Origin of the sequence: Burkholderia sp. MBR-1, assembly GCF_013822785.1 — a bacterium.
Taxonomy (GTDB): domain Bacteria; phylum Pseudomonadota; class Gammaproteobacteria; order Burkholderiales; family Burkholderiaceae; genus Burkholderia; species Burkholderia vietnamiensis.
The window spans coordinates 285267-298407 of record NZ_CP053612.1 but is presented as its reverse complement, the minus strand read 5'-3'; the positions used below and the strand labels follow the sequence as shown (position 1 = coordinate 298407).

Here is a 13141-nt window from a genome sequence, read left to right as displayed (position 1 = left end):
GCTACCACTCCTCAATCTGGTCGAACGGTTTGGCCGGCGGCTGGTTGTCTGCCTGCTGCCCATCCATGTCAGCGCCCGGTGGTGGCGTGGTTTTGACAGGCGTTGCCGTTGCCTTGAGATGCTGGCGTCGATCCGCGTCGCGCCGCGCCTTGCGCGTAGCCTTCTGCGCGGTGGTAACGATTTCGCGCATCTGGCCGATCATGCGGAACAACGCCGACTCATCCACCTGTTCGCGCCCTTGCTGCCGCAATTTCGCCAGCGCCTGTCGTTGTTCCCAGAGGGTGACAGCCGGGTGCGACAAGGTACGGTAGGGAATTTCCAGGTAGTGCTGCCCCTCTGGTTCCAGCACCCATATGCGGCTGATGTCGCGCGGGTCGCGCCGGATCAGGAACGCAGGCAAGCGGTCCCGCCGAGCTATCCACGGCTTGAGCGCATCGGCGTAGTAGTGGATGTGGTCGATGACGAAGCCGGTGCGGGTCAGCGTGCGGCGGATGATGGGCAGAAAATCGACCAGAAAAGCCGTAGCGCGAGTGATGACGGTTGGCACGCCGGTCCGCGTGATAGCTTCGGCCCAGCGCGCGGCCGGCGGTTGGAGCAGGCCGTTGTGCACGGAGCCGTGATAGGTGCCGACCGCCAATGTGAGCCAGCGCTCCAGCTCGCGCAGTGTCAGGGCGGCCATCTTCTCGGAGGCGTATTCCCCGCGCTGGTCAGGATTGGAGAAGGTCGTCCCCGGCAATTCGTCGTGGATCATCTGCATCGCCGTGCCGATGATCCGTTCCACGATACCGCCGTAGTGCGGCTGCCCGAGCGGGCGATAGTCCAACCGGATGCCATGCTGCTCGCAGCCACGGCGCAGCGCCTCGCTCTTGAACTCAGCCGCGTTGTCCAAGTAGAGCAGTCTGGGCTTGCCGCTCATCGGCCAATCCATCTCTACGTTCAACCCTTCCAACCAAGGGCGCTTGTCGCAGGCGGCATGCACCAAGCACAAGCCGACCGAGACGGCGGACGGGGCTTCCAGCGTAACGACCATGCCAACCACGCAGCGGGTGAATACGTCGATGGCGAGGGTCAGGTATGGACGGCCAATCGGTTGCCGGTCGCGCTCGTCCACCACGATCAGGTCGATGACTGTGTGGTCGATCTGCACCTGCTCCAGCGGCGCGGAGACGGGTGGCGGAACACCACCAACACCTTGCAGGTCGCGGGCGGCATCTTGTCCTTCCCGGCGGTGAGTGACCTCGCGCGGATCGAGGCCGGCGATCCGCAGAGCCACCGTGTTGCGCGCCGGCACCCGCAGCTTTTGCAGCTTGCACGCCCGCACAACTTCGCGGTGGAACGCCGCCAAGCTACGCTTCTGCTTGGTCAGGAAGCGCTTTTGCAGTAACTCGCGGATGATTCGTTCGACCGACTCCGGCAAGCGGCCTTTACCTTTGCCACCGCTCGACTGCCCAAGAGCCAAGTCAGTGACCAGCCCCGATCCTAGCCGGGCACGGCGGATCAGGACGTAGACCTGCCGCCGGGACAGCCCCAATGCCTGGGCTGCCGCGTCGGCCGCTTCATGCCCAACCGTCTCCGACTGCGCCAACGGCCCAATGATCTCCGCGCGACGACGCGCACGCTCCCATGCCTGTTCTGGCAGGGTGGCCACGCCGTGCTCGGTAATCGGTGCGGTATCGGTCGCCATGCTCATCTCGCTTTGGTGCACACGAGTATTGAGCATAGACGAGTTTCGTGCAGAGGAGTCCTGATATCTGGCTGTCAGGAGCCGTATGCACAAGAGGCTTCAAACCGCGCTGAATGGTGCAGTCGTCTTCTGGAAATGACAGCGGCAGAGGCAAAGAAATGCACATGACAGCAGAACGCAGCGCGGATGTCAGGCGTGTTCTGCGGGAGGATCAGCGACACGGCCGCGCCCGTCGGCTCGATGTCCTCTATCGCGGTGGGCGTGACCGTGAGCGAGACCGGTGTGCCGGTGGCGGCACATCGCGAGACCACGTGGGCCGTCCGGTCGATCAGCGCCGGGAAGAACAGCGTATCGAAGGCACACCACGTGTACAGGCGCCGGCCGTCGACCTCGAAAGTGTGCGGGGTCTCACGCAACGTCAAGCCGTAGCCGACGACGTTGCCATAGTCGTCCCACTCCGTGCTTACCGCCTGTTCGAGTGCCACGCTCACCCGCTCGATGGGCCAGTCCAAGGCCAGGGCCAATGCGGCCGGAGAAACCGGCGCCCCCTTGCTGAGTTCACGCAGCAGCACGACAAAGAGATCTGCAAAGCCTTCCAACTGGTTGGCCATCGCCAGGCGCTCGACCAGTTCGGCCGTATGGCGCGCAAGGTTCATCGTCGTCCCCCCACAGGTTATCCCGCGCAGCATGAGAGCTGCTTCACATCCTTCGAGAAGGTCTGCGCAGCGAGCTTGAGCCCCTCGACCATTGTCAGGTACGGGAACAGCTGGTCGGCGAGGTCCTGCACGGTCATCCTTGCGCGGATCGCGATCGCGGCCGTCTGGATGAGTTCGCCCGCCTCGGGCGCCACCGCCTGCACGCCGATGAGCCGGCCGGTGCCGGCTTCCGCCACCAGCTTGATGAAGCCGTGCGTGTCGAAGTTCACCAGCGCACGTGGGACATTGTCGAGCGTTAGGGTGCGATTGTCGGTCTCGATGCCCGCCCGGTGCGCCTGCGCCTCGCTGTAGCCAACCGTCGCAACCTGTGGCTCAGTGAAGACGACCGTCGGCATCGTATCGAGATTGAGACGTACATCACCTCCGGTCATGTTGATCGCCGCGCGTGTACCGGCAGCCGCCGCGACATAGACGAACTGCGGCTGGTTGGTGCAGTCGCCCGCCGCATAGATATCCGGTGCGCTCGTGCGCATGCCGCCGTCGATCACGATGGCGCCGCGCTCGTCGAGCTGCACGCCGGCGCCCGCCACATTCAGACTACCGGTGTTGGGAGCACGACCTGTTGCCACCAGCAACTGGTCGGCCCGCAGCTCGCCGTGGTTCGTGGTGACGACGAACTTGCCATCGGCGTGCGACACGTGGGTTGCCTGGGTCTGTTCCAGCACCTCGATGCCCTCGGCGCGAAAGGCGGCCGTCACGGCTTCGCCGATCGCCGGGTCCTCCTGGTAGAGCAGCGTGTGACGGGCCAGGACCGTAACATGGCTGCCCAGCCGTGCAAATGCCTGGGCCAGTTCCAGTGCGACTACCGACGAGCCGATCACAGCCAGTCGCTCGGGAATCGCGTCGTTCACCAGCGCTTCGGTCGAGGTCCAGTACGGCGTGTCCTTCAGGCCCGGAATCGGCGGCACTGCGGCAGTTGCACCTGTGGCAATCAGGCAGCGATCGAACGACACCGTACGTTCGCCGCCGGCGGTCAGCGTGATCGTGAGCGAATGGCTTCCCGTGAACCGCGCCTCGCCGTGCAGGACGTTGATGTTCGGGCTCGTGTCGAGAATGTTTTCATATTTGGCGTGGCGCAGCTCGTCCACGCGCGCCTGCTGCTGGGCGAGCATGCGCGGCCGGTCAATGGCCGGTGCCGTCGCGGTAATGCCCGCGTCGAAGGGACTCGTCTGCCGCAGATACGCGATATGGGCGGCACGGATCATGATTTTGGAGGGCACGCAGCCGACGTTCACGCAGGTGCCGCCGATGGTGCCGCGCTCGATCAGCGTCACCTGCGCGCCGTTTTCGGCAGCCTTTAGCGCAGCCGCCATGGCAGCGCCACCACTGCCGATCACGGCGACCCGCAGCGCGCTATCACCGCCGCTACGCTTCCCACCAGTTTCCGCCGAGCCGGGCGTCTTGCCGGGCAGGCCTGCTGAGTGGGGTGGCACGTCAGCCACCCTGGCGTGATAGCCGGCTGTCGTCACCGCGGCAGTCAGCGTGTCGTGACTAACCCCTTCATCGACCGTCAGATCGGCTAGGGCTTTGGAATAGGAGACCGCTGCCGAGCGCACGCCGGGCACCTTTTCCAGCGCCTGCCTGACATGCTCGGCGCAGGAAGCGCAGGTCATCCCGTCAATCTTCAAGGTCATCATCGCCTTGCTCCGTTCTTTCATGGATTTAGTTAGATGCGCCACTACTCAACCCTTGCGCACGCTGCCCGTGCACGAATCACACGTATCGGTGGCACAGACGCGTTGGGCCGGGGAGAACAGGTCCCAGAGCGATGTCGCCACCATAATGGCGAGACCGGGATAGAGCAGCCAGCCGCTGCGCTCGCCATAGGCGCGCATCACAAACACGGCTGCCAGCACCAGCAGCGGCCCGATCAGGCCGGGCACGGTACGGCGCCACTGCCGATGCTTGAGCCAGCCGACCGCATTGGCGAACAGCGCGACGCCGGCGAAGGCCGGTAGCAGGATGCGGATGAACAACCCTTCGTACTGGCTCAGGAAGCCCAGACCAATGGTGGCGCCCAGACTGGCGATCGCGGGAAGCAGCTCGCACAGCCCATCGCCGACACGATGCTGCCAAGCAAACCGGCCTTATCGGCCGCGCGCGTGACGAATGACATTGCAGTACCTCTGTAGTTTCAGGGCTTGACCGACGACGGATAGCCCGCGTCCGCCGTAGCCTTGGTCAGTGCCTGGACGCTCGTCTTGCCATCGTCGAACGTCACGACGGCTTCGCGCTGCTCGAAACGGACATCCGTTTTTTCGACGCCCGTAACTTGGGACAGCGCGTGTTTGACCGTAATGGGGCAGGCGGCACACGTCATGCCGGGCACAGACAGCGTAACCGTCTGCGTCGCGGCCCAGACCGGGACGGCAACAACGGCGAGCGCGAGTGCTGCAAGCAGCTTTTTCATGATGAACTCCAGGTTCAATAGAACAGGGGCAGTACGTAGGGGAAACCAACCGCGATCAGTACCAACGCGACAACGATCCAGAAGATGAGCTTGTACGCGGCGCGCACCTGTGGAATCGCGCACACCTCGCCGGGCCTGCACACCGCAACGGGCCGAAAGATGCGTCGGCCGGCGAAGAACAACGCCACCAGTGCCACGCCGATGAAAGCCGGCCGCCAGGGTTCGAGCAAAGTCAGATTGCCGATCCAGGCGCCGCTCACACCCAGCGCGACGAGCACCAGTGGCCCGAGGCAGCAGGTCGACGCGAGGATAGCGGCCAGTCCGCCGGCGGCAAGTGCGCCGCGCCCATTCTGCTGTTCCGCCATACGCTGCCCTTCCGAATATCCACTGAGTAGCGTAACCTTACTTCCGTACCTATGTACGGAGTCAAGCGGTATGGATAACGGTAGCGAAAGCCTGACCATCGGCGCCTTCGCGAAGGCCGCCGGCGTCAATGTGGAGACGATCCGGTTCTATCAGCGCAAGGGATTGCTGCTGGAACCGGATAAGCCGTATGGCAGCATTCGCCGCTATGGCGAAGGCGATGTGACGAGGGTTCGGTTCGTCAAGTCGGCCCAGCGGCTGGGCTTCAGCCTCGACGAAATAGCGGACCTGTTGAAACTGGAGGATGGGACGCATTGCGACGAGGCGAGCAGCCTCGCGGAGCACAAGCTCCGCGACATTCAGGACAAACTCGCCGATCTCGAACGCATGGAAGCCGTGCTCACCCAGCTCGTGTGCGCGTGCCATTCGCGCAAGGGCAACGTGTCGTGTCCGCTGATTGCCTCATTGCAGCGAGGCGAAGAACCACGTGACGTCGGCGCCGCGTAAGTGCCATTCGCCATTAACGTACGCAAAAGTCCGTTTCTTGAGGGCACCCGTTACCGGGCGCGATCACGGTCGCTGCTGCGATGCTGACCGGGCTTGCCGGCTACGGCGTGAGTCTGGTGTTCTTTGTGATCGCGCTCCGGCACCTCGGTCAGCCCGGGCCGGCGCCTACTTCTCGGTTGCGCCGCTTTTCGGCGTGGCGCTATCGTTGCTTATCTGGCCCGAGTGGCCGTCCGTGTCTTTCTGGATCGCCACCGCCATGATGGCGCTGGGCATTTGGCTGCACGTGCGTGAACGACATGAGCATGAGCATACGCACGAGCCTCTCGAACACACGCATCGCCATCGCCACGACGAACATCACCAGCACGAGCACGATTTCCCATTCGATAGCGATGAACCCCATACCCATCCGCATGTGCACCTGCCCATCACCCATTCGCATGCACACTTCCCGGATGTGCATCACCGGCACAAGCATTAGGTGCGCGAACTGAGCGCGTGCAGAACGGCGAGCAGGCGATATGCCACGGGCAAGACGAAGATTACGAGGTGCCGTTCCCGCTCTGATCAGAGGCTAGAAGCTTCGGCAGTCGGCGCCGGTGTACCCTTGGGGCATTACAACTTGTGTCAAACTCTTTTGTCGCAAAATGCTTCTGCGAATTGTGTTGGATTGCGTTAGTGTCAAGCTCTATTTCATCGGTGCCTAACCCAGTAGATCGCTAAGCATCTGATTTTATTGTGCGCGCTGTGTCAAACTCTATTGTTCGTTCACAGTAAGCCGCGTTGCCATTCCACGGTCGAAGCACGACGGTCAAGCGCACCGGTATCGATGATGCGGTATCCGGACTGGATCATTTCTTCGACCGCACTTTCCATCGTCGCGTAGCACATATGCCCTGAGAACGATGTCTCGTCGAAATACGTGCAGCGCCACTGGCCAGTCTCGATCATGTCGAGGCTGACAAAAGCCCAGGCGTTCCGTGAGATGTGCCGGCATTCGATCCCAATCGGGAGACCATCGAAGCTGGACATGAGATCGTTGAAGGCAACCTGCGCGGGTTCGGCGATCTCCACCAGATGGTGGAAAAACGCCTCGGCGTAGCTTGCTCGGTTGGTACGTAGGTCTTGCCATGTGCTGGTTTCGTACAGAAATTGTGGCAACTCATGGGGAATGTTCATCGTCGATCTCCGGTTACTCCCATCGCTGAGAGAGGTGGCATAGCCCCTTGAAATACTGTTGCTGGCCGGAATGCGGTTCCCGCATGCAGGAATCTCGTTTGGTCTGATCTCACTCGCTCGGACGCGAACCGAGCGCCGCTTCCAGGCGGACACCCGTATCTCCTGACGCTTTGTCAACTCGCCCCACCTCGGGGCGCTCAGGAGAGAAAAAATGGGCTTTCAGACGCAGACGTACTGGACGACGAAGGTTGGCGCTCAACGGGGCCGGCCGCGCCTTTGGCTCGAAGGGACCAAGTTGCAACGCGCTGGGTTTACGTCGGGCCGGCGGTTCGAGGTGGTATCCGAGGGGCGGCGGCTCGTGCTCTCGGTATGTGATGACGGCACACGGACCGTCTCGATACGCAAGCGGGGTGAACGGCAGTATCCCGTGATCGACATCAATAGCCGCGAACTGCTGGAGCAGTTCGAAGGGATGGACGAGATCCGGGTTGTGATCGGTGCGGGCACGATCTACATCCTGCCGCTCGCAACCGAGAACCTCCGGCAGGAGCGGTTGGGGCGGCTCGAGGAGAAAATGACGAACGGTGAGCCGATCAGTATCGCGAGTGTTTCGCACGGCGGCGGCGTAATGTCCCATGCGATTCATCAGGGGTTGCATGAGGCGGGGGTGACTTCCAACCTCGTGTTCGCAAACGACGTCCGCAACGACCTCATCGAACAGGCGATGGAGAAAAATCCCGTGTGGTCGGAACACACACAGGCGTTTATTTCCCCAATGGAGGAAGTGGCCGTTGACCCGTGGGCACTATCGGTGATGCCGAAAGCGGAGGCGCTGGAAATCGGCATACCGTGTTCTGGTGCATCACCGGCGGGACGAGCGAAGCGTCGTTTGAACCTTCCAGAATCGCACCCCGAAGTAGGGCACCTCGTGTTCGCGGCGCTCACGTTGATCGCGAGGATCCAGCCGGTGGTCGCGGTCGTTGAGTGTGTCCCAGCATACTCGAGTTCAGCAAGCGCGGAGATTATGCGTACGCAGCTCTCGGCGATGGGCTATGACATCCACGAGGCGCAGGTCAGCGGTGCTGAGTGGAACGTTTTGGAACACCGGGTCCGATGGGTGTTGGTCGCGATGACGCGGGGGATCGATTTTGACTGGGGGAAGCTGGAAAGGCCGGCTGTCCGGGAGCGAACGCTTGGGGAGGTACTGGAGTCACTCGACGACGAGGACCCGCGTTGGAATCCGATGGCGGGGTTGAAACGGCGAGAGGAAAACCTCAAACCGGGCCACAACTTTCACATGCAGATCGTCGATCGCGCCTCGGTACGAATGCCGACGTTGACGAAGGGCATCGCGCGGAATCGGAGCAGCGATCCGAAGATCCGACACCCGAACAACCCGGATCTGCTCCGAAATCCGACCCCGCGGGAGCATGCTGCATGCAAGGGCGTCCCACCGGAGCTGATCGACGGGCTGTCCGACACGATTGCGCATGAGATGCTCGGGCAGTCAGTCGTCTATCCGGCGTTTTCGGCAATCGGACGCCTGATCGGACAGACGCTGACTGGCTTTGTGCAAGCGAGACACCAGGGCGTCGTACCGCTAACAGCCACGTTATCGGATGCTGCAGGAGAGGACTCCGAGGAACGGGGCGAGGCGAACCACTCATGCCACTGACACAATCGCGCGAGTGCGCGCTTGGGCCGCGTTGACGGATGAAGCGAAGTCTCTTGTCGACAGCATCGATCTCACGCCCCGTCTCTGATGGGGCTTTTTTTTCGCGCATGTTGCGCGGGTGGCCCGACCAGGTATGTCAGACATGGAGGGCCGAGTCGTATGATTTCTGCGTTTCGGGAAAGTGTGCCACGCTACGTCCGCATACCGTGACCGAGCAGGAAAGGCAGCATGACACCGATCGAGCAGGTGATACGCGACCCGAGCGCGTCGGACTGGCTAAAGAGAGCTCTGGAGAGCGCCCTGCAGCGCGACCCGATCGATGCGGCTAACGACGCGGAAATTCTCGCAGAATTGCTGAGGTCGCGGGGGGACGCCATGGTCGCCGAACTTCGACGGTTGGATGGCTTTCCCCGGCGAGGTTAGGCAGAGTGTTAGTTCCAGTTGTCGCCCTCGCGGCGTTCTGCGGCACGCATTGCTGTTTCTCCATCGCCAGTCCCTGGATACCGGCGAACGTCGCATTCCATCTGGCGGTACAAGGTCGCTTTATTGCCACCGACCATTTTCGATACTTGAGCGGGCCACACGGGACGGTCGAGCGGGCAATTCAAGTGAAGGGCGACGTTGGGACGTGGCCACCTTGGCTCCGTACCGCAATCAAGATGTGAAGGGAAACTTTCTGGGATTGGGCGCCACACGCACGAAGATACAACGATCGGGCGCGGCGGGAATCCAGGCTTAAAGGAGTGGCTATGCATACGGTCTCACGTTCGCGGGAAGCGGGGCTTGAAGCGTATCAGCACGCGGTTGCGGATGTCGCTAAAGCCCTGGGTGGTCAGACGTTCGCGTACTGCGCCGCGGTGCATGTAGCAGCCGACCTAATGAACCGCCGAGTCGCCCTTCGTGTATCGGACGTTCACGCGTGGACGCATGCCGCGCAGCAACTGTGGCTTCTTGCGACGCCCGAAGAGATCGGGGACGCCACGCGGGATCTCTGGCGTCATTTCCGACGCTCAACACAAACCACAGCCGTGTACCAATCCGCGACGGTGCAGGGAGGCGTCCTTGCACTGCGCGGAGATGACCTGATGTTCGAGACCGATGAAGCTTGCGCGGTGGTGGCGCAATCTCTGCAACTCGGGTCGCGCGAGTGGAAGGTCGGCCTGACGCAGAAGGGGGAGATGCTTCTTTCGTCGATTGGGAGACGGCGACCGCGCGCGACAGGAGAGTCAGTCGCAGATCAAATCTCCGGACGAAGTGAGCTGGTGCGACTTGCCGCCCACGTGTTCGACAGACCTCTTCGGGCCACTGAAAATTCTGGTGTCGCGTCACCACGCGCACTGTGGCGGGCCGAGCCAGTACGCACGCTCGCGTAGTGTCTCTGCGTCGATACGCGTGGTATGGAGGTGTAGCGGCAGAGAGAGGTGGCGCTCGTTACACACAATCAAGTTTACGAGATCGAAAAGGAGAACAGATGAATCCAGAATTTCTCTGGGACTTGATGGTCGGGACGACGACCGTTGACCCGATCACGAACGGCGCGGCCACAAAGGTGGCACGACGGGCGATGCCCCATCGGCTGAGGGAACTTCTCAATCTCCAACCGGAGCAATGGAAGCCCGAGGACCATCTGATGGTCAACACGATTCGAGATCTCGCCAATGTTTTGATGCGGGGGCCATTGCTGGATCCGGAAGCGGCGGAACTCGGGTTCGGTCTAGGAGCCACGAAAGAACTCATGGTGTGCCTTGCCGCGTTTTCGCAGAATTCTGGCAGCCCGGGAGGCGTAAGTGGGGAGGAGAACACGCTCACTCGGGGGCGGCGCGAGATCATGCTGTCGAGGCTTCGGATCCTCTAGGAATGCCGGTAGCGGCTGCGCTCCTCTTCGGTGGCACAAGTGTGGGAGTGCTCAGTCGAGCGGAGAGATCTTTCTGCGTCACGTCGCAACTCAGCAAGGGGGATAGATGCAAATTCAAGAATCCATCAAGGCATGGCGGCGCGACGCACAAAAACGCGAGCGAGTGCCGGTAAAGGGAGATTTGGCTCACGCAATCATCGAGCGAGCATAGTTGATGCCGCTGGCTGAGCTGCGCATGTTTTTTGCCGCTGCCTCGAACGTTTGAGGCCGAAACAGGAGGAACTATGGAAGCGAAGACAGAAATCGAGTCGTGGTACAGCAGAAATAATTGGGCGCGCCCACTCGTTGCCAGCTTCATTCTGGTGCTCGCGCCGTTGGTGGTTTCAACGTTGCCCGATGGGAGCGGGGTTGTATTCCCTCACTGGGCGTCCATTGTGGCGTCAGGTGGGGCTTGTCTCGGACTCTTGATCGCAGGGGTGAAGGCGCGGCTATCGAACACGCTGTCGGCGCGGATCGTCTGCTCTTTGGCGATTGCGCTCGGCTACGTGATCGCGATCTACCAGATCATCGAAGCCGTAAAGCCCTGATATGTTGAAAAAGACGATTTTCGGAGTCGAGCTGCATCGACCGACTTCTGGGCGCGCGACGGCGCTGGCCGTGCTCTATGCAGCCGGTTTAGTCTTCTTGCTCTACTGGACGCAGTTTTGGGGCTTCGAGGTGAATCTAGCCGCGAAGGTCTTACTCTCCGTGTCGGTGTTGTGGGCCTACGTGACGAGCTTGTTCGGCGTTCGGGTTGCAGATGGCTGGCGCGCGTGGGTTATCTACTTGGCTGGCCTGGTGGCGTTCAACGGAATCGCTTGCGCGGTATTGCTATGCAATACCTAGAACCCTGCAATTCAATTCAAAATATCGTTGATAGTTATTATGTTAAATTAAGTCCTAACTGATCTAGGGAAACGCTGATTTATTCGGCTCGGCGGTCATCGCAGACGTAGCCGAGGACGTTTAGAAGACAGCTCACGGAACGGACCCACGACGATGAAGAGGCAGATCGGCTTCGCGGAAGCGGAAATTGCAGGCAAGAAGCGAGTGACGAGGCGCCAACGCTTCCTGGAAGAGATGGAGAAGGTCGTTCCGTGGCAGCGCTTGCTGTCGGCCATCGAACCGCACTATCCGAAGGGCACGCGAGGTCGCCCGCCGATTGGCCTTGAGCGGATGCTGCGAATCTACTTCGTGCAACAGTGGTACGGACTGTCGGACGAAGGACTGGAAGACGCGCTGTATGACAGCATCACGCTGCGAGCCTTCGCCGGCATCGATCTGGCGATCGAGAACGTGCCTGATGCAACCACGCTGTTGAAGTTCCGGCGCCTGCTGATCGAACACGAACTGACACGGAAGTTGTTCGACGAGATTGGCATCTCGCTGTGCGAGCGTGGGCTGATGATGAAGGAAGGCACGCTGGTTGACGCGACGATCATTGAAGCGCCGCCGTCGACCAAGAATGCCGGGAAGAGCCGTGACCCGGAAATGCATCAAACGAAGAAGGGCAACGAATGGCACTTTGGCATGAAAGCCCACATTGGCGTCGACGCCGACTCGGGCCTGATTCACAGTGTGGTTGGCACGGCGGCCAACGTGTCGGATGTATCGCAAGCTCATGCCCTGCTGCACGGGCATGAAGAGCAGGTGTTCGCCGACGCGGGCTACATTGGCGTCGACAAGCGCGAGGAAATGGCGGGCAAGGCCGTGAAGTGGCACGTCGCTGCCAGGCGGGGAAAGATCAAGGCGATGCAAGAAGGAGCGCTGAAGGACCTGGTGATCGCGCTCGAGCGAACCAAGGCGCAGATCCGTTGGCGGGTTGAGCATCCGTTTCATATCGTCAAGAATCTGTTTCAGCATCGCAAGACCCGATACAAGGGCTTGGCCAAGAACACCGCGCAACTGTTCAGCCTGTTCGCTCTGGCGAATCTGGTGATTGCGCGAAATCTGTTGCGATCGGTCCATGGGAGCAGTCCGTCATGCGTATGAAAAATGCGAGCAGGGGAGGCTCGCTTACGCGCCAAATTCACTGAATTGAGCGCCGATTCGCTTCGTCATCCAGAAAATTTGAAGCCATCTCGCCTGCAACTTCGGAAGTTGGTCCATTGATCAGCGTTTCCCTAGAGGATTAAATGCCTCTATTCGAAGGTTGGATCATTGAAACTGCAATACTGGGGCACACACCGTCGATCGGCGACCTTGCCCTGTGGGCTTTTGCCGAAGGCGATAGTGATGGTTCGTCAGGCTCGCGAGATCTGGCTGCGACGAAGCCGCTCGAACGGAAGCGAACGCTCTCGGTAAGTATCGATGGGAAAGGTTTCGTTCTTCGTGGCGATCTCGATCGGCTTCCGGAACCAGGCGAGACAGTGCGCATGCTTGCTATGCGCTACGCGCGCCTCGATAGTACCCGGCCGGAGTACGGAGGGACGCGTTGGTATTCGATCGAGTGCGTAGGCGAGACCTATCGGGCGATTCCAAACTGATCAGCGCGTGCGCGCTCGTGCGAGAAGCGGTGTTCGCCGGGACGCCAAGAGCGACGTGATCAGCAGCACACTAGCTCACCCCATAGGTTGGACAGTCTCTAGTGGGCGATGGTAGCGAAGCACTTGGGGCATCAAGTGGATCAGGTACGGTGACGTGACGCTATGGAGAAGATGGAAGACGGCGTGCTGTACCTGCACCGCTGCCGCCCTGATTTGACCGAACGTCG

Annotated in this window: 15 protein-coding genes and 2 pseudogenes; 10 read left to right on the top strand and 7 right to left on the bottom strand. The window is 61.1% G+C overall.

What is annotated here, in order from left to right; genetic code table 11:
- Position 1: 1 nt before the first annotated feature.
- The 6 genes and pseudogenes from MBR110_RS31130 to merT form a co-directional block, all read right to left on the bottom strand.
- On the bottom strand, positions 2–1684 hold the full coding sequence (locus MBR110_RS31130) for a Mu transposase C-terminal domain-containing protein (RefSeq protein WP_011875634.1): 1683 nt from the start codon (positions 1682–1684) through the stop codon (positions 2–4).
- Between the two features lie 74 nt (positions 1685–1758).
- Positions 1759–2340 carry an organomercurial lyase MerB gene (gene merB / locus MBR110_RS31125; RefSeq protein ID WP_080324417.1) on the bottom strand — a complete coding sequence of 194 codons (582 nt, stop codon included), beginning with the start codon at positions 2338–2340 and terminating at the stop codon, positions 1759–1761.
- A gap of 17 nt (positions 2341–2357) precedes the next feature.
- Positions 2358–4037, bottom strand: a complete 1680-nt coding sequence (gene merA, locus MBR110_RS31120; RefSeq protein ID WP_027813557.1) for a mercury(II) reductase — start codon at positions 4035–4037, stop codon at positions 2358–2360.
- A 45-nt stretch (positions 4038–4082) separates the two neighbouring features.
- Positions 4083–4516 (bottom strand): annotated as a pseudogene (merC, locus tag MBR110_RS31115) (organomercurial transporter MerC).
- A gap of 18 nt (positions 4517–4534) precedes the next feature.
- Entirely contained in the window at positions 4535–4810 is a 276-nt protein-coding gene (merP, locus tag MBR110_RS31110) for a mercury resistance system periplasmic binding protein MerP (protein ID WP_027813558.1), read from the bottom strand.
- 14 nt (positions 4811–4824) lie between these two features.
- A complete protein-coding gene (gene merT / locus MBR110_RS31105; protein WP_027813559.1) occupies positions 4825–5175 on the bottom strand; it encodes a mercuric ion transporter MerT in 351 nt (116 codons plus the stop codon).
- Between the two features lie 70 nt (positions 5176–5245).
- Between merT and merR the strand changes: the two genes are divergently transcribed.
- Both merR and MBR110_RS31095 read left to right on the top strand, forming a co-directional pair.
- A complete protein-coding gene (merR, locus tag MBR110_RS31100) occupies positions 5246–5680 on the top strand; it encodes an Hg(II)-responsive transcriptional regulator (RefSeq protein ID WP_027813560.1) in 435 nt (144 codons plus the stop codon).
- A 68-nt stretch (positions 5681–5748) separates the two neighbouring features.
- Positions 5749–6161 (top strand): annotated as a pseudogene (locus tag MBR110_RS31095) (EamA family transporter); the annotation flags it as partial.
- Between the two features lie 287 nt (positions 6162–6448).
- Here MBR110_RS31095 and MBR110_RS31090 read toward each other — a convergent pair.
- Positions 6449–6859 (bottom strand): hypothetical protein, encoded by a 411-nt coding sequence (locus tag MBR110_RS31090; protein ID WP_181709874.1) that lies wholly within the window; start codon positions 6857–6859, stop codon positions 6449–6451.
- Between the two features lie 211 nt (positions 6860–7070).
- On the opposite strand from MBR110_RS31090, the gene MBR110_RS31085 reads away from it, so the two are divergent.
- The 8 genes from MBR110_RS31085 (at position 7071) to MBR110_RS31050 (ending at position 12914) form a co-directional block, all read left to right on the top strand.
- Positions 7071–8534: a DNA cytosine methyltransferase gene (locus MBR110_RS31085; protein ID WP_181709873.1), complete on the top strand. Its 1464-nt coding sequence runs from the start codon at positions 7071–7073 to the stop codon at positions 8532–8534.
- A gap of 228 nt (positions 8535–8762) precedes the next feature.
- Positions 8763–8957, top strand: a complete 195-nt coding sequence (locus tag MBR110_RS31080; RefSeq protein ID WP_181709872.1) for a hypothetical protein — start codon at positions 8763–8765, stop codon at positions 8955–8957.
- 326 nt (positions 8958–9283) lie between these two features.
- Positions 9284–9907, top strand: a complete 624-nt coding sequence (locus tag MBR110_RS31075) for a hypothetical protein (RefSeq protein WP_181709871.1) — start codon at positions 9284–9286, stop codon at positions 9905–9907.
- A gap of 98 nt (positions 9908–10005) precedes the next feature.
- Positions 10006–10389 carry a hypothetical protein gene (locus MBR110_RS31070; protein ID WP_181709870.1) on the top strand — a complete coding sequence of 128 codons (384 nt, stop codon included), beginning with the start codon at positions 10006–10008 and terminating at the stop codon, positions 10387–10389.
- A 284-nt stretch (positions 10390–10673) separates the two neighbouring features.
- Positions 10674–10976: a hypothetical protein gene (locus tag MBR110_RS31065; protein ID WP_181709869.1), complete on the top strand. Its 303-nt coding sequence runs from the start codon at positions 10674–10676 to the stop codon at positions 10974–10976.
- Position 10977: 1 nt separating this feature from the next.
- Complete coding sequence (locus MBR110_RS31060; protein ID WP_181709868.1) at positions 10978–11274, top strand: hypothetical protein; 297 nt, start codon at positions 10978–10980, stop codon at positions 11272–11274.
- A 153-nt stretch (positions 11275–11427) separates the two neighbouring features.
- Positions 11428–12420: an IS5-like element ISBmu2 family transposase gene (locus tag MBR110_RS31055; RefSeq protein WP_006415802.1), complete on the top strand. Its 993-nt coding sequence runs from the start codon at positions 11428–11430 to the stop codon at positions 12418–12420.
- A 143-nt stretch (positions 12421–12563) separates the two neighbouring features.
- A complete protein-coding gene (locus tag MBR110_RS31050; RefSeq protein ID WP_181709867.1) occupies positions 12564–12914 on the top strand; it encodes a hypothetical protein in 351 nt (116 codons plus the stop codon).
- The last annotated feature ends 227 nt before the right edge of the window (positions 12915–13141 follow it).